The 19,114-nt window shown below is 43.1% G+C and carries 18 protein-coding genes; 15 read left to right on the top strand and 3 right to left on the bottom strand.

The genetic code is table 11. From position 1 onward, the window contains the following. The first annotated feature begins 10 nt into the window (after nt 1-10). The 11 genes from ileS (at nt 11) to QNM18_RS05595 (ending at nt 12,081) form a co-directional block, all read left to right on the top strand. The gene (gene ileS, locus QNM18_RS05645) at nt 11-2,839 is read left to right on the top strand and encodes an isoleucine--tRNA ligase (RefSeq protein ID WP_211009685.1); all 2,829 of its coding nucleotides are present in this window, start codon (nt 11-13) and stop codon (nt 2,837-2,839) included. Nucleotides 2,840-2,848: 9 nt separating this feature from the next. Further along, on the top strand, nt 2,849-3,355 hold the full coding sequence (lspA, locus tag QNM18_RS05640) for a signal peptidase II (RefSeq protein WP_211009684.1): 507 nt from the start codon (nt 2,849-2,851) through the stop codon (nt 3,353-3,355). After that, a complete protein-coding gene (gene fkpB, locus QNM18_RS05635; RefSeq protein ID WP_023398596.1) occupies nt 3,352-3,792 on the top strand; it encodes an FKBP-type peptidyl-prolyl cis-trans isomerase in 441 nt (146 codons plus the stop codon). The genes lspA and fkpB overlap by 4 nt, the downstream gene beginning before the upstream one ends. Next, a complete protein-coding gene (ispH, locus tag QNM18_RS05630; RefSeq protein ID WP_211009683.1) occupies nt 3,792-4,721 on the top strand; it encodes a 4-hydroxy-3-methylbut-2-enyl diphosphate reductase in 930 nt (309 codons plus the stop codon). Before fkpB ends, ispH begins: the two co-directional genes overlap by 1 nt. Nucleotides 4,722-4,724: 3 nt before the next feature. Continuing rightward, nucleotides 4,725-5,771, top strand: coding sequence for a sensor histidine kinase (locus QNM18_RS05625; RefSeq protein ID WP_284136623.1), 1,047 nt, complete (start codon nt 4,725-4,727; stop codon nt 5,769-5,771). Beyond that, a complete protein-coding gene (locus QNM18_RS05620; RefSeq protein WP_211009681.1) occupies nt 5,746-6,420 on the top strand; it encodes a LytR/AlgR family response regulator transcription factor in 675 nt (224 codons plus the stop codon). Before QNM18_RS05625 ends, QNM18_RS05620 begins: the two co-directional genes overlap by 26 nt. Before the next feature lie 98 nt (nt 6,421-6,518). Next, nucleotides 6,519-7,070, top strand: coding sequence for a type IV pilus modification protein PilV (pilV, locus tag QNM18_RS05615; protein ID WP_284136622.1), 552 nt, complete (start codon nt 6,519-6,521; stop codon nt 7,068-7,070). Between the two features lie 2 nt (nt 7,071-7,072). Beyond that, nucleotides 7,073-8,050, top strand: coding sequence for a PilW family protein (locus tag QNM18_RS05610; protein WP_284136621.1), 978 nt, complete (start codon nt 7,073-7,075; stop codon nt 8,048-8,050). Beyond that, nucleotides 8,044-8,535, top strand: coding sequence for a pilus assembly protein PilX (locus QNM18_RS05605; RefSeq protein WP_211009678.1), 492 nt, complete (start codon nt 8,044-8,046; stop codon nt 8,533-8,535). The genes QNM18_RS05610 and QNM18_RS05605 overlap by 7 nt, the downstream gene beginning before the upstream one ends. Continuing rightward, nucleotides 8,532-11,675, top strand: coding sequence for a pilus assembly protein (locus QNM18_RS05600; protein ID WP_349774887.1), 3,144 nt, complete (start codon nt 8,532-8,534; stop codon nt 11,673-11,675). The genes QNM18_RS05605 and QNM18_RS05600 overlap by 4 nt, the downstream gene beginning before the upstream one ends. Further along, nucleotides 11,662-12,081 carry a type IV pilin protein gene (locus QNM18_RS05595; protein WP_284136620.1) on the top strand — a complete coding sequence of 140 codons (420 nt, stop codon included), beginning with the start codon at nt 11,662-11,664 and terminating at the stop codon, nt 12,079-12,081. Before QNM18_RS05600 ends, QNM18_RS05595 begins: the two co-directional genes overlap by 14 nt. On the opposite strand, the gene QNM18_RS05590 is transcribed toward QNM18_RS05595, so the two are convergent. Together QNM18_RS05590 and QNM18_RS05585 are read right to left on the bottom strand one after the other, a co-directional pair. Next, nucleotides 12,078-12,605, bottom strand: coding sequence for a GspH/FimT family pseudopilin (locus QNM18_RS05590; RefSeq protein WP_284136826.1), 528 nt, complete (start codon nt 12,603-12,605; stop codon nt 12,078-12,080). The genes QNM18_RS05595 and QNM18_RS05590 overlap by 4 nt on opposite strands. A 191-nt stretch (nt 12,606-12,796) precedes the next feature. Continuing rightward, complete coding sequence (locus tag QNM18_RS05585) at nt 12,797-13,336, bottom strand: GspH/FimT family pseudopilin (protein WP_211009677.1); 540 nt, start codon at nt 13,334-13,336, stop codon at nt 12,797-12,799. 132 nt (nt 13,337-13,468) lie between these two features. On the opposite strand from QNM18_RS05585, the gene QNM18_RS05580 reads away from it, so the two are divergent. Further along, nucleotides 13,469-13,807 (top strand): P-II family nitrogen regulator, encoded by a 339-nt coding sequence (locus tag QNM18_RS05580; RefSeq protein WP_023398607.1) that lies wholly within the window; start codon nt 13,469-13,471, stop codon nt 13,805-13,807. Between the two features lie 53 nt (nt 13,808-13,860). Here the strand turns inward: QNM18_RS05580 and QNM18_RS05575 are convergent, their stop codons facing one another. Next, the gene (locus QNM18_RS05575; RefSeq protein WP_023398608.1) at nt 13,861-14,619 is read right to left on the bottom strand and encodes an outer membrane protein assembly factor BamD; all 759 of its coding nucleotides are present in this window, start codon (nt 14,617-14,619) and stop codon (nt 13,861-13,863) included. A 123-nt stretch (nt 14,620-14,742) separates the two neighbouring features. Here QNM18_RS05575 and rluD point away from each other — a divergent pair, with 123 nt between their 5' ends. From rluD to clpB, 3 genes are all read left to right on the top strand, one after another. Beyond that, the gene (gene rluD, locus QNM18_RS05570; RefSeq protein ID WP_211009676.1) at nt 14,743-15,720 is read left to right on the top strand and encodes a 23S rRNA pseudouridine(1911/1915/1917) synthase RluD; all 978 of its coding nucleotides are present in this window, start codon (nt 14,743-14,745) and stop codon (nt 15,718-15,720) included. Between the two features lie 4 nt (nt 15,721-15,724). Then, nucleotides 15,725-16,450: a peptidoglycan editing factor PgeF gene (pgeF, locus tag QNM18_RS05565; RefSeq protein WP_284136619.1), complete on the top strand. Its 726-nt coding sequence runs from the start codon at nt 15,725-15,727 to the stop codon at nt 16,448-16,450. 78 nt (nt 16,451-16,528) lie between these two features. Continuing rightward, the gene (clpB, locus tag QNM18_RS05560) at nt 16,529-19,105 is read left to right on the top strand and encodes an ATP-dependent chaperone ClpB (RefSeq protein ID WP_211009674.1); all 2,577 of its coding nucleotides are present in this window, start codon (nt 16,529-16,531) and stop codon (nt 19,103-19,105) included. The last annotated feature ends 9 nt before the right edge of the window (nt 19,106-19,114 follow it).

Raw genomic sequence — 19,114 nt, 5'->3', positions numbered from 1 at the left:
AGTAAGTTAAATGAGCGATTACAAACATACTTTAAATTTACCGGAAACTTCATTTCCGATGCGTGGCAATTTGGCACAACGTGAACCCAAAATGCTAAAAAAATGGTATGAACAAGACCTTTACGGTCAAATACGCATTGCGAAAAAAGGTAAAAAGCCATTTATACTTCACGATGGACCTCCTTATGCAAATGGTAATATTCATTTAGGCCATTCTGTAAATAAAATTTTAAAAGACATCATCATTAAGTCAAAGACGCTGTCAGATTTTGACGCACCTTATGTGCCTGGTTGGGATTGTCATGGTCTACCAATTGAACTAATGGTAGAAAAAAAAGTAGGGAAGCCTGGCAAAAAAGTGTCAGTGGCTGAATTTAGAGAGAAGTGTCGTGAATACGCACGTAAACAAGTTGATGGTCAAAAGGCGGACTTTAAACGTTTAGGTGTGTTTGGTGATTGGGACAAGCCTTATCTAACCATGAATTTCGATTTCGAAGCCAATGCGATTCGTGTTTTGGGTCGTATTATTAAAAATGGCCACTTGCACAAAGGCGCAAAGCCTGTTCATTGGTGTACTGACTGTGGCTCTGCGCTTGCAGAAGCAGAAGTTGAATATCAAGACAAGCAGTCTCCAGCTATCGATGTGCGTTTTGTGTTCTCTGATATCAGTGCTGTAGAAAAGGCATTTTCACTCAATGAAGGTCATGAAGGCAAAGGTGATATCAGTACTGTAATCTGGACAACGACGCCATGGACTTTACCTGCAAACAGAGCAGTCGCGGTACATGGCGGTTTAGAATATGCACTAGTACAAATTGAAGACGAAGGTAAAGAGCAGCGTTTAGTATTAGGTTCAGAGCTAGTTAAAGACGCAGTTGACCGCTTTGGATTTAAGCAATATCACGTATTGGGTTACTGCAAGGGTGATGTGCTAGAAAATCTTGAAGTGGCACACCCATTCTATGATTTTAATGTACCAGTTATTTTAGGTGATCACGTAACAACAGACTCAGGTACAGGTATCGTGCACACCGCGCCGGGCCACGGTCAAGAAGACTTTGTGGCAGGACAGGCATACAATCTAGAAGTTGCCAACCCTGTGGGTGCAAACGGTGTATATCTGCCAGATACGCCTATTTTTGCCGGCCAACATGTATTCAAAGCAAATGCCAATGTCATTGAGTTACTGACAGAAAAAGGCATGTTAATGCATCACCATGCATTAACGCATAGCTACCCGCATTGTTGGAGACACAAAACTCCAATTATTTTCCGTGCGACACCTCAGTGGTTCGTCAGCATGGATCAGGCTGACTTGCGCAAAAACTCGATGAAAGAAATTGAGCAAACTCAGTGGATCCCAGCATGGGGCGAAAACCGTATTGCAAACATGGTAGAGGGGCGTCCTGATTGGTGTATTTCGCGTCAACGTACTTGGGGCGTACCAATTGCACTATTTGTAGATAAAGATACGGGTGCACTTCATCCAGATACTGAATCGCTCATCGAGAAAGTTGCTGATTTAGTTGACGAAGCGGGTATTCAGGCTTGGTATGACTTGGAGACAAGTACCTTATTAAATGAGGCTGATGCAAAGCAATATGTAAAAGTGCAAGACACGCTGGATGTTTGGTTTGACTCAGGTGTAACCCATGCTTGTGTTGTCGATGCGCGTGAAGACTTAACTGGCCCTGCAGATTTATACCTTGAAGGTTCGGACCAACACCGCGGCTGGTTTATGTCGTCTATGATGACTTCAGTTGCGATCAATGGTCATGCGCCATACAAGCAAGTGCTAACACATGGTTTCACGGTAGATGAAAACGGCCGCAAGATGTCAAAGTCTTTGGGCAATGTTATCTCACCGCAAGATATCATGAATAAGTTAGGTGCAGACATTCTACGCTTATGGGTAGCTTCTACAGATTACACTGCGGAAATGACTGTATCTGACGAGATTTTTAAGCGTTCAGCAGATCGCTACCGCCGTATCCGTAATACTAGCCGCTATTTATTGTCGAACTTAAGTGGTTTTAACCCAGAAACCGATTCGGTTGCCATTGAAGATATGGTGGAACTTGATCGCTGGATTGTCGCTCAGGCAGCTGAGCTACAAAAAGAAATCGTAGACGCATACGATAATTATCAAATGCTGGTTGTAACACAGAAATTAATGAATTTCTGTACAGGTGAGCTAGGCTCATTCTACCTAGACGTTATCAAAGATAGACAGTACACAGCGAAGAGTGACAGTCACGCACGTCGCTCATGCCAAACTGCGCTGTACCATATTGCAGAAGCAATGACGCGCTGGATGGCGCCAATTCTAAGCTTTACAGCACAGGAACTTTGGGAAGCGTTACCAGGGCAGCGTGGTGAATTTGTCTTTACAGATGTTTGGTATGAAAACATTCAAGGTGCAACTTGTGGTCAGCTAGGTAATGACTTCTGGCAGGAACTGTTAACTGTTCGTGATGAAGTGAACCGAGTATTAGAAAGCGCTCGTAAAGAAGAAGTGATTGGTGCAACATTACAGGCTGAAGTAACACTTTATACTGGTGGTGAGCTGGCAGAGAAGCTTCAAGGTTTAGAAGATGAACTGCGTTTTGTATTGTTGACGTCAAAAGCACATGTTGAGGTTGTATCAACTCAGCCTGAGGACTCTGTTGCTTCTGAGGTAGATGGGTTATTTATCAAAGTCGCAGCGACTGATGCGGCCAAATGTGATCGCTGCTGGCATCACAGCGAAGATGTCGGTACAAATGAAGCACACCCAGAGCTGTGTGGCCGTTGTATTACCAATGTTGAAGGTGAAGGCGAACAACGCAAGTTTGCATAGGAGTTGCAAGTGACAAAATTGACCGAACGAAGTGGTCTAGTGTGGTTATGGCTGAGTCTACTGCTTTTTGCAGTAGACTTCGGCACAAAAGCAGTCGTAGTAGCGAATATGAAGCTATATGAATCTATTGAGCTGCTGCCATTTTTTAATTTCACTTACATGCACAATTATGGTGCAGCTTTTAGCTTTTTAAGTGAAGCCGGCGGATGGCAGAGATGGTTTCTCAGCGGCATCGCAGTCGTGATCAGTGTGTTATTGATCGTGTGGTTGAAAAACTTGCGTGCAAATAACTGGGTCCTATGTGGTGCATATTCACTGGTATTGGCTGGTGCAATAGGCAATTTATATGATCGCGTGACATTGGGTTACGTTGTCGACTTTTTACATTTCTATTATCAAGACTGGCACTATCCCGCCTTTAACGTTGCTGATATGGCGATCGTCGGCGGTGCTGGTTTACTTCTTTTTGATGCATTTTTTGGTGATAAAACCAATACTCGGGAGACAGAGGCGTGAGTGAACAAGTCATAGGCCCAAAATCAGAAGTTCTATTCCACTATTCAATAAAGCTGGAAGATGGATCTGCTGCTGACTCAACAAAGGTAAATAATAAACCTGCGAAGTTATTTATGGGAGATGGAAGCCTCACTGAAAATTTTGAAAGCTGCTTATTGGGACTCAAAGAAGGTGACAATAAGAGCTTTAAGCTGCAACCAGAGGACGCCTTTGGTATGCCGAACCCGGACAACATTTATTATTTAGACCGTACTAAATTTGGCAGTGAAACGCCTGCTGAAGTAGGCAGTATTATCGCGTTTACTCAGCCAGATGGCACTGAATTGCCTGGCTTGATCCGTGAGGTCGCTGGTGACTCTGTAACTGTTGACTTCAACCACCCTCTGGCAGGGCAAGTGGTGACATTTGAAGTAGACATTTTAGAGGTTCATAGCTAATGGAAATTTTGTTAGCCAATCCGCGAGGCTTTTGTGCTGGAGTAGACAGAGCAATTAGCATTGTTGAAAGGGCTTTAGATATTTTTGAAAAGCCTATTTATGTACGCCATGAAGTTGTTCACAACAAATATGTTGTGAATGGCCTGAAAGACCGTGGTGCAGTGTTTGTTGAAGAGCTTCATCAAGTACCTGATGACAGTATTGTTATTTTCAGTGCGCACGGTGTATCACAGCAAGTTAGGCAAGAAGCTAAAAGACGCGAATTAAAGGTTTTTGATGCGACATGTCCACTGGTAACCAAAGTCCATATGGAAGTTACTAGAGCGAGCAGAAAAGGCACAGAGTGTATTTTAATAGGTCACAATGGTCACCCTGAAGTTGAAGGTACAATGGGGCAGTATGATAACCCTCAAGGCGGAATTTACCTTGTTGAAACGCCAGAAGATGTCGCGTCTTTGGAAGTAAAAGATGCGAGTAATCTGTTTTACTGTAGCCAAACAACGTTATCAGTTGATGATACCGCAGATGTGATCGAAGCACTTCGTATCAAATTTCCTAAGATCCACGGTCCTCGTAAAGATGATATCTGTTATGCCACGCAAAATCGCCAAGATGCAGTTCGTGACTTAGCGGATAAAGTTGATCTGTTGTTGGTGGTCGGTGCGAAAAATAGCTCAAACTCGAACCGTTTGCGCGAACTTGCAGATAAAATGGGCACCGCTGCTCACCTGATCGATGACGAAAAAAGCATTTCGCCTGATTGGTTTGAAAATGTTGAACGTGTCGGAGTGACTGCGGGGGCTTCTGCACCCGAAGTGCTTGTTCAGCAGGTCATTTCACGCTTGAAGCAACTTGGTGGTGAAACTGTTGTGGAAAACCCAGGTCAAGAAGAAAATGTGGTGTTTGCAGTGCCTGTTGAGCTAAGATAACACATGACTCCATGGGTTCATTCGGCATCGATTGACCGTGGTTTATTTAAGGCGATGCTCTCGGAGCGAGGCATTCTTGCAATGATTATTGCCTCGCAAGCAGTCGCCTTCATTTATACTCTATCGAGTGGAAAAGATTTTTGGCTGAGTTTAGGGTTAGTCAGTTTATTTACCCACGCGAACGCATTCATAACACTTGCTCTAATCGCTTTTGTCGTTAAATATTTCAAGCAACTATCTTTCAAAACTGAGTTAGGTATTGTACTTGTCTTTTTCCAATCAGTTTGTATCTTCACCAGCTTAATAGTTCAGTACACTACCTTCTCACCAGTGGAACCAATTGATTGGCAATTTGTGTTTAACAACAACGCAATTTGCGGTTTTGTTGTTATTTTGCTTTTGCACTTTATGGCAATTTACATTGATAATTTAAACACCATCGCACATGCCGCTAATGCTGAATTAGAAGCCCTTCAAGCGCGAATACGGCCTCATTTTTTACACAATGCATTAAATACCTTAGCTGAGCTTTGCCACGAAAATCCGAATGCAGCGGAGGAGGCTGCGCTTACTATGGCAAAATTAATGCAGGTTGCATTTGCCAGTGGTAAAAAACACAGTCTTAGCCAAGAGATCTCCCTTACCAAAGGATATTTGACCATTGAAAAGTATCGTTTTGAGCATCGCCTCAACGTTGAGTGGACTGTCCAAAATGTCGATTTAGATGTGCGTGTGCCAGCTCTAATTCTCCAGCCTTTAGTGGAAAATGCGGTTGTTCATGGTATTGAGCCTGCACGTTTAGGCGGCTCAATCAAAATTAAAGTGAACTGCCGTGAAGATAAATTGCTGTTTACAGTAGATAACCCATTTAATCCAGAATCAAAGTCACGTTCAGGGCAGGGAATTGCTTTGGAAAATATTCGCCGGCGCTTAGTTATTTATTACGGCGAGCAAGCGGCTTTGAAGACATCGCAAAAAAGTGGTAGATTCTTTATAAACGTGGTGTTGCCCCTAGGAGCTTTGAATGAAATATCTGGTAGTAGACGATGAACCAATTGCACGACGACGAATACAGCGACTACTGGGTGAATTTGAAGTTTTAAAATTTGTAGGCGAAGCCCAAGATGGCCAACAAGCAATAGAGTTAGTTGAGGAGCTTGAGCCAGAACTCGTTTTTTTAGACATCTCAATGCCAGGCATGGATGGAATTGAGCTTGGAAAAATATTACGTAACAAAAATGCCAATTTAAAGCTCGTTTACGTCACCGCTTATCCAGAGCACGCGTTACAAGCTTATCAAATATATGCTTCTGGCTATTTGGTTAAACCTGTAGACAGTGCGCAAATATCTGAGCTATTAAATCATCTATTCCCTGATACATTAGCTAAATTGCAATACCAAGTTGGACACGATATTCGATGGGTGAACGTGCCTGATATCCTTATTGCGCAAACGGATGACAGGTACACCCATATTTACTTTGAAGGCGGGGATGCACTTATCGATACTCCCCTAAAAAAACTTTTGTCTGACTACCCGCATCACTTTGTACAAGTGCATAGAAATACCATTGTGAAAAAGGCAAGCATCATAAAATTAGAGAGTTGCGAGGGTGCGCACCGTGTTGTACTCCAAGGTGTTGAAGAGCCAGTCCAGGTTAGCCGTCGTGCATATGCGAGCCTTAAATCAGTGTTTTAACCACTGACCCACATTGATTGACCGTTTAGTCACATGGCTATTTGGTTATACGAAAAAAGCGATACTATGTAGGGTAGATTATACGTTGAGTTTTTTTCATGGGTAGATTGTTTCCAAAAAAAAGCCAAGCTGGATTCACCTTGTTAGAGGTGGTGGTTGCTTTTATGGTTTTGAGCTTTGGCCTGCTCGGGGCAGTTGCATTGCAAGCGAAGGCGAAACAAGCCAGCTTCGATTCGATGCAGCGTGCGGCTGCTGTGGCTTTAGCTGGCGACATTATTCAACGTATTCGCTCAAATGATACCACTGCGCTAACAGACTTGTATGGTGGTTCGTTTACCAGCCAAACTCAGTTGAATACGGATACGACTTGCTTTTCTACCTTTTGCAATAATTTAGCAATTGCCAACCTTGATAAAGAACAGTGGAAGCAAGCGATCAGAGCGAAGGAAAATACAGGCTCGCTAGATGATACAACAGTATGTATCACACCTGTTAGAGATGGGGATGGTTTTGAAGTGACTGTCACGGTTTCTTGGGTAGGGCGACAGGCCATCAAGGCAAATAATACAACGTCAAATATTAACTGTGGTACGAAAGATGATTACAGAAGACTTGTTTCTTTAACCAGCTTCGTCCTAGTAAGGAGCTAACAATGCGTCAGCGTGGCTTCACTCTGATTGAAATATTGATCTCCTTGTTTATTGGAGCGATTCTCCTCGGAGGTGTGGTAGCTACCTATGTGAGCATGCGCGTAACAACAAAAGATACAATGGCGATAGGGGAGCTGCAAGAAATAGGGCGATTATCATTGACTTTATTGCGCCGAGATCTGGAGCAAATTGGTTTTTGGGGTACGTTCTACGACAAAAGTTTCAGTGCAGATAACTCCAGTGGGCCGGCAAACCCAACTGGTGACTGTTTTGGTGGTCTCAACAACGGCAGCTTTCCTGATGTAACACCAACAAATTTTCGCCCTATTTTTGCTGATTATACCGCGAACGGAAACTCTTTGGACTGTATTACTGGCGCTAAAAAAAATACCGAAGTGTTACAGCTGAAGTTTTTAGAGGGTGAGCAAATTACCAATGGTGTTGTGAGTTCAAATAAGTACTACTTTATTGCGCAACAAGAGCAAGGTGATTTTATATCGGGCCCCAACTTTGCTGGGTTGCCGAACGTGAATGCCACACTTTGGCCCTATAGCCACCATGTGTATTTTATCCAAGAACAGCAGATCACCATAGATAACGTACAGCTCACAATCCCGGTATTAAGCCGTAAACGACTGACCGTAAATGGGGATATGACTACCGAGACGGTTATTGAAGGTGTTGAGGACATGCGTTTTCTTTTTGGTATTGATCTAGACGGTGATAGCCGTGTTGATGGTTACCGTAGTGTAAAGCAAATGACAGCAGCTGATTGGGAGAGATCCGAAGGCGTTTTAACAGTTCAAGTAATTGTCTTAGTTAGGTCTTTGGAACCTGATCCTGGTATTAAATTAAAAAATCAAACATACACACTGGGAAGTGATAACGACAAAGTCGTACGTACCTTTTCAGATAGTTATCGGCGAACGGTATTTTCGACGACAGTTCAGCTATATAACATGGGGTCTTCAGCATGGTAAATCAGGCTAAGCAGCGTGGCATGGTACTTATTGTATCAATGGTATTAATCGTGGCAGTAACGAGTATTGCTGTGACTTTGATGAGCAGTAGCACCATTGATATCAAGATCACTAACGCGGCACAGGAGCGTGAGACTGCGGAAGCCTATTTGATGGGGGAAGTGCAGCGTCTCGTTAAAAATCAAAAGCAATTGTTTGGCGCCAGCAAGTTTCATTTGACCAATGGACAAATAGATGCAAATGACAATGGTGTACATACGTTTGATAACCAAAATTTAAACAACCCAGTTGATTACGAGTTAAGAAATTTAAATAGAGGCCAGTTGGAAGTGCCATGTCCTCGTATATATAGCTATACAGAGGGCGTTGTCTGTAATATGACTGAACTAACAAGTTCTGTTGAGTATGGTGATCAAGGTCGTCATACGGTCACAGTTGTGATTGGTATCGGTCAAGAAATCCAAGATATTAAGGCAAACCAATGATGTACTTTAAACGATTACTTTTTATCTGCCTTGTTATTAGCAGTGCCGTAAATGCCGAAGACATTGAACTGTATGTAAAACACGATGTGAGTGGTTCTGAGAAGTCACGTGTCATTGTTATTTTCGATACCTCAGGCAGCATGGCGTGGGATGTAGTTGATGGCAAACGCTGTTATGAATATCGAAATTGGAGGCTGCGTTCTACAGAATGCTTCGATACATCCAAAACATCTAAAACATGTTACAAATATATCAATGGCGCCTATCGCTCGGTGACTTGTGGTGATAGCCGGTTAAAAGTGGCGCAGGCTGCGATGACCTCTTTGGTAAACGATAATCCTGATTTTGACTTTGGCTTGATGCGTTTGTATTCCAGCTCTGGTGGGTATGTATTAAATGGTATTGGCGCAGATCCAAGTGTTGTCGTCAGTAAAATCAATGCTTTGAGGGCCAGTGGTAATACCCCTTTGGCAGAAACCTTGTGGGAAGCCTACTTATATCTGACTGGCAGAGCGGTAGATTATGGTTACAATGGGGGAGATGATAGGGACAAAACAATAGAGTCCAATGGGCGTTATAAGTCACCTTTTATTCCTGTTGTTGGTGAACCAGAACGCTGCGATACCTCGACAAATATTATCTTAATGACCGATGGCGACCCAACCAGTGATACGGGAAAAAACGGCGCTATTTCTGACGAACACTTCAGAGTATTCGGTTCTTACCCATCAACCACATCAAATAGCTATTTAAGCGCATTGGCAAAATTAATGCGTGGTACGTCTCAAAAACAAGTTGATTTATACCCGACAACGGCTGATAAACAAGACTTTGCGCGCGTATATACCATAGGTTTTGGCACAGGCATGTCTAATGCAGGTAAAGCGCTTTTAAAGCAAACTGGTGAAGTGGATGGCGGGGGGGCTTATCTCCATGCCAATACGGCATCTCAGTTGTCTGAAGCGCTGAAGCTAACTATTTCAAAAATACGCGAGCAAAGTGATAGCTTTTCATCTCCTTCGGTATCAACGAGTAGTTCGGACTTAAGCCGCAGTGGCGACTCGGTGTATTTCACGATGTTTTACCCAGAAACACATACTCGTTGGGCTGGTAACTTGAAAAAGTTAAAGGTCACAGGCGGGGTTGTACATGGTGTAGGCACAACCTCCAATGCGATTAATGATAAAGGGCAAATTGATAAGTCTGTTACGACATATTGGTCAAACCCCAGAGGCAAAGATGGCAATGTCGTACTAGAGGGCGGCGTAAACTATCAATTAACTGAGCGACAAACTACACGCAAACTCTATTCAGATTTTGGTAAAGGCGCTTTATACAACTTTGACTACAATACAGCATTAAATGCACATCAAGGCTCTCTTGTTAATCTGGCTGCGAAATTTGGCAGCTCCACTTCTCAAGTACAAAATACGATGTCATGGGCAAGGGGGCTGGATGTTGATGATCAAAATGGCAACCGCATCACCAATGAAAGACGCAACGATATTTTTGGGGATCCTCTGCATTCTAGACCTGTAACAATTGACTACGGTAACAATGACTTAAGGGTCATTGTAGGCACCAATGCAGGTTTCTTGCACATGTTTAAAGATAAGGGAGATACCGTTGAAGAAAGTTGGGCGTTTATCCCAGACTCACTATTGAAAGTTTTACAACCTCTGAGAAATCGTAAGCAAGATACTAAGTTATACGGTATGGATGGTCCTATTACTGTGTATTTTTGGGATAAAAACGATAGCGGGGTGGTAGATTCAGGTGAAAAAGTATGGCTGATTGCAGGCATGCGACGTGGTGGAAACGAATACTTCGGTTTTGATATTACAGAGCCTGATCGCCCTCGATTGATGTGGGGCGGACCCATAAAAGGTGGAGTTGGTGATTATACCGAGTTAGCACAATCTTGGTCTAAGCCGATAGTCTCTTTTATCACGGCACAGCCTAATAAGCCTGTGCTGATTTTTGGCGCGGGTTACGATACAAATAAAGACAACGCACTGTTCTCTGAAGACAGTAAAGGTCGAGGGATTTATATTGTTGATTTGGAAAGCGGTAAGCCAATATGGTCGTTGACACCTAGCAATGGCTTTAAAGGCAAGCACAGTATTGCTGCTGACGTCAGCGTACTCGACTCTGATTATGATGGCTTTGTAGACAGGATTTATGCCGCAGATACCGGTGGCGGTATTTGGCGAGTGGACTTACCGAGCACATCTCCGGATGATAAAGACGCGCCGTGGACACATTTCAGATTTGCCAACCTAAGTGGTGGCAATGATGATGCAAAACGTCGTTTCTTCTATCGCCCCATGATTGCCAGAACCTACTTTAGCAAGGTCACTGTAGAGATTATTGATGGTAAGCCAACAAAAGTGAGACGAGATGTACCTTATGAAGGGATATTGATCGGAAGCGGCAACCGAGCTAAGCCTACCTCCACACATGTTAAAAACTTCTTGTTTATGCTCAGAGATGAAAATACTAAAACGCAATCATTTACTTCTGAGAATACACCAGCTGTGATAAGGGCGAGTCAACTATTCAATGTTACAAACGATCCGTTTAAAGCCAATCTGAACAGCTATGAGAATTTTACGACTCAAGAAGCAGAGTTAGGTAAAGCGAAAGGTTGGAAAATTAAACTTCAATCCGGCGAAAAGTCATTGTCAGCAGCGACTGCAATTGGTGGATTGGCTTATTTTACATCTTTCTCTCCAACGACCGTTTCACAGAATCAATGTGCGATAGGGGAAGGTACAGGATATTTGTATATTGTCCACTTGCACTATGGCATGCAGGTATTCCAATTACGCCGCTATCGCACCACTGCGACACTACCTGATACACCCAGAACACATTATGATGTGTATGAAGATCCAATCACCAAGAAAAAGACAGTAAAAGCTAAAATTATTAGCCCTACAGTGATAAAAGAAGATGCGGTTGATCCGATGTTTGGTAACAACCCCGCAGATGGCATTGATCCACAACGGCTTGAGCCACCCAATGTGTATAAAAACGCAGACGGGTCTGCAAATGTGCCAAGTGTATCGCCTTTGACGATAACTTATGAAACAAGACAATTGTTTATTTATAAGAAAGAAGATAATGATGAAAAGTGATATACGGCTTCACACTGGATTTACCTTGATAGAGCTGGTAATTGTGGTTGCTATTGCTGGTATTTTAGCAACCTTAGCTTACCCAAATTACTCTAATTATTTGAAGCGAGGAGCACGCTCTGATGCCATGACGCTGTTGCTAGATGGTGCAAACAAGCAGGAGCAGTATTTTGTAGACAATCGAGAGTATACGAGTAAATTATCTGATATTGGCATACCAACAACTAGCGAAAACGGTTACTTTACCATTACGGTTGTACTTAGCAATAACGGGTATACTTTGACTGCAACTGCGGCAAGTGGCCCTGTCAGCGGCGATACAGAGTGCACTACTCTATCAATAAACAATTTGGGTATTAAGTCTGTTACAGGAACTCAAAGCGCAGATCACTGTTGGGAGCGTTAATACAAGCATCGAGAGGTATCCTTTAGCTTTGTACGTCCGGTTGTGCTCAGGGATAGAGATTTCCCAGACTTTGTACCGTCTCTATGTGTGACACAGTATGTAAATGTGCCATTTCCTAACCCCCAAGTGGTGCCTGTGTGTTTAAACGTAATGGCGTTTCTTGGATATGTAAGGTCATCGTTGGTGGCAATTTTAGAAGTTACTCGCAATATAGTGTCTCGGTTATCCAACCATCCGAGCTTGCCTCTATCAATAAACAAAGTGAGTTCCCTGTCCCAGTAACCTCGAGAGCAGCGGTTTTCGATTAACGGACATAAAGTGATCCGTTCACCTGAATATATGGCTTTGAGTCGTGCAAAGCTAACCAGTCTGTCTAAATGCATCAAAGCGTTTTTAGGCCTATTAACAATGAGAATCTCACTCATTGAAGGAATAGCTAACATGATTACAATTGCACAGATCAGCAAAGTAATAATCAGTTCTAACATTGAAAAGCCTTGTATATACCTTTTTTCTACCCACATCATTCATCCTCCGCGTTAGCGAATAATAAGTTTTATATAGCTGGGTAGAATTTAAGGGCGAACGCGTATACAACGCGTTAGCTAAGGCTGCCAGAAAATACTGAATTTATTATTTTTGTGTGTCTTTTTACGATAAAGTGAAGTGATATGAAAAGGTTAATCTTTCTCATCAATATTGACACCACCACGCGCTAAGTACACGTTTGGGTGGTGTCTCCGGTAAACAACGCTGTACCAGCTTGGGTAATACTCAGGCTTTGGTTTTGTGTGGTTGTTCCATTAGGGCAATATATAAAATTACCATTTTGCCCATTACCCAAGCGACCGCTGGAATCAAATTTTAGTGATGCTACTGGGTAATTCAGCGTATCGTTCTCGGTTACTTTTTCCATTACTCTCAGTATATTATCGGTATTCACTGTGAAGGTACCATTATTATCTCGATCTACAAAAATAACGATGCGATTGCTTTGCCAGTTTGCTAAACAAGTAAAGTCCCTGTTTTCCAATAGCAACTTTTCTAATACTGGGCAAACGATGACTATTTCATCACTCGCAGTTGCTTTTGCTCTAGCAAACGTAACGCTGCGTTTGAGCTCAAGTAAAAAACTCTGTGCACGGTTTTCATGATAGGTGGTACTAGTGAAGAAAAATGTGAGGGAGGCCAAAATGCCTAAAATGGCAACTGTCATTAACAATTCCAGTAAGCTCATGCCTTGTTGGTGTCGCATGGAAAGCTCCTAATCTAGGCTGGTGTTGATACTTTATTTTGCGCCTTTTCAATATATTATTCAACTGCTAAGTTTGCCTTGCTTGCCCCTATTGTCTAAAATCGACGCATTACCATAGGAAGCATGATAATCATGAAGAAGATTGAAGCAATTATTAAACCATTTAAGTTAGATGATGTGAGAGAAGCCCTGTCTGATATAGGCATAACCGGTATGACTGTTTGTGAAGTTAAAGGTTTTGGGCGTCAAAAAGGCCATACAGAGTTATATCGTGGTGCAGAATATATGGTTGATTTCCTACCTAAAGTGAAATTAGACATTGTATTGGCAGAAGAAGATGTTGAGCGTGCGATTGACGTTATTTTAAAAACGGCGCAAACCGGTAAGATCGGCGATGGTAAGATATTTGTCACTGAAGTTGAGCGAGTTGTTAGGATCCGTACTGGTGAAGAAGACGAAGAAGCAATTTAATGTTGCTTTCATTGCTTGTTGATCAGGCATCAGTGATGCCTGATCAAATATATTTAACGCTGATTAAGTGCTTTTGTTTTTCTCACGTTTTCACTCAATTCTGTTAACCCTAGTTTATCGTAGCTTTTTTCCATCATATCCAGCGCTTCAAGTAAATAGCTGCTCTGAGAGTAATGCTCAACAACGTACTTACCTCTGTTTGCTGCCGCAAGGTATGCTTCGCGTTCATAGTAATAGTTGGCAATTTTCAGCTCATAACGTGCCATTTTATTAAGCAACCATGCTAAGCGTTTTTTTGCTTCAGGTGTATAGCTACTGTCAGGGTAGTTTTTCACCAAAGTAGATAAATCTTGAAATGCGACACGCGTTTTACTGACATCTCGGTCTGCGCGGTCTACGCCAAAGTACTCTTGGAACGCGTTTTCATCAGCTTTGATATTAACAAGGCCACGCATGTAGTACATGTAATCAAGGTTTTTATGATTTGGATTTAAGCGAATAAAACGGTCAATGGTTGCAAGCGCCTGATCTACATTCCCAGTTTGGTAGTAGGCATAGACCAAATCCATTTGTACTTGTCTTGAATACGGGCCAAACGGATAGCGGGCATTAATTGCACCAAGCAGTTGAATGGCTCTGGCATACAAGCCAGAGTCTAAAGTGCGCTTAGCATCGTCATACAAAGCCTGTACTGACTTATTTGGTACACGTTCAATCTCTTCTTGTTCTGGTGCTGAAGAACATGCGGCTAATCCTAGTATAGATGCGCTAATAAACACTGCAGCAGCGCGTTTTCCCAACTTCATTATCATTTTATTTTACTACCTTCGTTGTCTTCGGCTAGGCCAAGTCGGTAAAACCGAGTAAACTATGCATTTATGCGATTCTAACCCAGTCGAGCGAGGCTTGCACTGGTAATTTAGGTAAAGTTACACATGTCAGAGCAAATTTCTCTACAAGCCGAAGTGCCAATCGAGTTAGGCGGTAAACGTCTAGACCAAATATTAGCGCAATTGTTCCCGGATTTTTCACGTTCAAGAATAAAAACTTGGATTTTAGATGAAAAGGTGACAGTTAATGGTCAAACATTGAGCACACCGAAAGAAAAACTATTTGGTGGTGAAGTCGTAGAGATCGAAACACAAATAGAAGCAGAGCGCGAATACGAAGCGCAAGATATTGCATTAGATATTGTTTATGAAGATGAAGATATCCTAGTGATCAATAAGCCAATGGGCTTAGTCGTCCATCCAGGGGCCGGCAATCCAAATGGCACTGTGCTAAACGCATTACTATATCATCATCCAGATATTATCAACGTGCCTCGCGCCGGCATTGTGCATCGTCTAGATAAAGACACAACAGGGTTGATGGTTGTTGCCAAAACAATTCAGGCGCAAACCCACCTAGTAAAAAACCTGCAAGCACGAACTAACTTTACCCGTGAGTACGAAGCTATCTGTAATGGTACTATGACTGCGGGTGGTGTGATTGAAAAGCCGATTGGGCGTCATGCAACTAAACGTACTCATATGGCTGTACATGAAATGGGCAAACCTGCTATCACACATTACCGTGTTGCAGAAAAATTTAGAGCTCATACGCGTTTGAGATTGCGCTTGGAAACGGGTAGAACACACCAAATCCGTGTACATATGGCTTATTTGAAACACCCTCTAATAGGGGATCAGTTATATAATGGTCGCCCTTGTCCCCCGAAAAATGCGTCAGCAGAGTTTTTAGATACGCTACGGGGTTTTAAGAGACAAGCATTGCATGCGGTTAAACTAAGTATCGCGCACCCTATTACAGGTGAAAAAATGACTTGGGAAGCGCCGATCCCTGATGATATGCAAGCGCTTACTGACATGTTACGGTCTGATACTAAAGCTAACCCACAAATTGAATATTAATCATATGATATTGCCTCAATGGCCTGTGCAACATCAAGTCGGTGCTGTATCCAGCACCCGCTTGGGTGGGTACTCTTGTGCGCCTTATGACACCTTTAATCTTGCCTACCATGTTGGTGATAACAGCGAGCATGTTGCAAAGAATCGAGCTGTCTTAGAAAGTTACCTGCCAGCAGCGCCAACTTGGGTTAATCAAGTACATGGTTGTGATATACACGTAGTTGATACCAAAACAGATGCTAGCCTGCTAGTGAATGCCGATGCCCTATACACTCGGTTAAGACGTCAGCCATTGGCCATTATGACGGCAGATTGTTTACCTGTTCTACTCGCCAGTCAGTGTGGCAGAGAAGTTGCCGCAGTCCATGGTGGCTGGCGACCACTGGCTGGGGGGATCATTGCAAAAACGACGCAGCACTTTGAGGCTTCTCCTGATAAACTTGTAGCATGGCTGGGACCTGCAATTGGCCACAATGCATTTGAGGTTGGTTCTGAAGTCAAAGATACTTTTATTGCACAGTCCCCTGAGCTGTCAGAGGCTTTTAGAGCCATTGGTAATGGGAAATACCTCGCAGATATTTTTTTAATTGCCCAGATGCAGTTACAAGCCCTTAATGTCAATAGCATCTATACCGATAAGCTATGTACATTCAGCAATAAAGAACAATTCTTCTCGTATCGACGTGACGGCCAATGTGGTCGTATGGCTACGGTAATTTGGCGTAAATAAATTCTCTTCGCCACTTGAACAAATTCGCTAAAGGACCCACTTAAAGAAGTAGTTAAGATTACTTAGGTGTGGAGTCTCATGCGTTTAGATAGATTTACCAGCAAGTTTCAAAGTGCGTTGTCAGACGCTCAGTCTCTAGCTTTAGGCAGAGATCATCAATTTATAGAACCTGTGCATTTAATGTATGCACTGTTACAGCAAACAGGTTCAAGCGTCAGGGCACTCTTTGCCCAAGCGGGTGTCAGCGCTGATGAACTCAATACCAAATTATCCCAATCTATAGAGCGGCTTTTTAAAGTCGAAGGGGTTGGTGGAGATGTTCAGCTGTCTAATACGCTCATTTCGCTTATCAATCTCTGTGATAAATATGCACAAAAGCGCAAGGATAAATATATTTCTAGTGAAGTATTTGTATTTGCCGCGTGTGAAGATAAAGGGGAACTGGGCGATATATTCCGAGCGTTGAATATAACCCAAGACAAGGTTGAAAAAGCGATTAAAGCTATCCGTGGCGGCCAAAAGGTCGACGACCCAAATGCAGAGGAAACACGCCAAGCACTCGAAAAATATACAATTGACCTAACGGAGCGGGCAGAGCAAGGCAAATTAGATCCTGTTATTGGTCGAGATGACGAAATTAGACGTACAATTCAGGTACTGCAACGACGTACAAAAAACAACCCTGTTCTCATCGGCGAACCCGGAGTTGGTAAAACGGCGATTGTTGAAGGCTTGGCTCAGCGTATAGTCAACGGGGAAGTGCCTGAAGGGTTAAAGCACAAACGTGTGTTATCGCTGGATCTGGGGGCGCTCGTTGCTGGAGCTAAATACCGTGGCGAATTTGAAGAACGTTTGAAGTCTGTTTTAAACGAGTTAGCCAAAGAAGAAGGCAGTGTGATTTTATTTATCGATGAGATCCACACTATGGTCGGCGCTGGTAAAACCGATGGCGCAATGGATGCTGGCAATATGTTGAAGCCTGCACTGGCACGAGGTGAGCTCCATTGTGTGGGGGCAACGACGCTGGATGAATATCGTCAATATATCGAAAAAGATGCAGCGCTGGAAAGGCGTTTCCAAAAAGTATTTGTCTCAGAGCCGACAGTCGAAGACACCATTGCCATTTTGCGCGGGTTGAAAGAGCGTTATGAACTGCACCATTCTGTTGATATTACAGATCCTGCAATCGTTGCTGCAGCAAATTTATCACACCGCTATATCAGCGACAGACAGCTTCCTGATAAAGCCATAGATCTGATCGACGAAGCGGGATCATCTATTCGTTTGCAAATTGACTCAAAACCCGAGCAGCTTGATAAGTTAGAAAGACGCATAATCCAATTGAAGCTGGAAGACAACGCGCTGGCGAAAGAAAAAGATGAAGCCAGTCAAAAACGCCGCACTGAAATGCAAACATTGATAGCGCAACTGGAATCTGAGTATACAGAACTAGATGAAGTGTGGAATGCTGAGAAAGCGTCATTGCAAGGCACACAAGTGATCAAAGCCGAGCTGGAACAGGCAAGACTTGATCTGGAAGTAGCGCGCAGGGCAAGTGACTTACAACGTATGTCTGAACTGCAATACGGTAGGATCCCAGCGTTAGAGCGCAAGCTAGATTTGGCTTCTCAGGCTGAAATGCAAGAAATGAGCTTGCTGAAAAATCAAGTGTCTGAAGACGAAATTGCAGAAATTTTATCGCGCTGGACGGGGATCCCAGTCGCAAAAATGCTACAGGGGGAGCGGGAAAAGCTACTCCACATGGAAGATGAACTTCACCAAAAAGTAATTGGTCAAGACGAAGCTGTTAACGCCATTGCAAATGCAATTCGTCGTTCTCGAGCAGGTCTTGCAGATCCAAATCGTCCTATCGGCTCATTCTTATTTCTGGGCCCAACGGGGGTTGGTAAAACAGAGCTGACCAAAGCACTGGCTAATTTTATGTTTGATACTGAAGATGCCATGGTACGCATCGATATGTCAGAGTTTATGGAAAAACATTCGGTTGCACGTTTAGTAGGTGCACCGCCTGGCTATGTTGGCTATGAAGAGGGAGGATACCTTACGGAAGCTGTGCGTCGTCGGCCTTATTCAGTGGTATTGCTTGATGAAGTAGAAAAGGCACACCCAGATGTGTTCAATATTTTATTGCAAGTGCTGGATGACGGGCGATTGACCGATGGCCAAGGAAGAACCGTTGATTTCAAGAATACGGTGATCATTATGACTTCAAACTTGGGCTCAGATGTGATCCAAGAGCAAGCTGGAAGTAATGACTTTGTGGCATTAAAAAGCAAATTAATGGATGTGTTAAGTACTCAGTTTAGACCCGAGTTTATTAACCGAATTGATGAAACCGTTGTGTTTCACCCTCTGGTTACTGAGCACATAAAACAGATCGCCCGTATTCAGCTAGATAAGTTGTCGGCTCGCCTTAAAGACAATGGCTTTGCATTTGAAGTCAGTGAACCGGCGCTTGAAAAAATTGCGCAAAGCGGCTTTGATCCTGTGTTTGGTGCAAGGCCTTTGAAAAGGGCAATTCAGCAGTATATTGAAAACCCGTTAGCGCAAAGTCTGTTGCAAGGGGATTTCAACGGTAACACCATGATTGCCGTGGATATTGAAGATGATAAAATTCAATTTAATGGCCGCTAAACTGAGCTT

Origin of the sequence: Pseudoalteromonas obscura, from assembly GCF_030135505.1 — a bacterium.
GTDB classification, from domain to species: Bacteria; Pseudomonadota; Gammaproteobacteria; order Enterobacterales; family Alteromonadaceae; genus Pseudoalteromonas; species Pseudoalteromonas obscura.
This window is presented reverse-complemented; position numbering and strand designations above follow the sequence as displayed.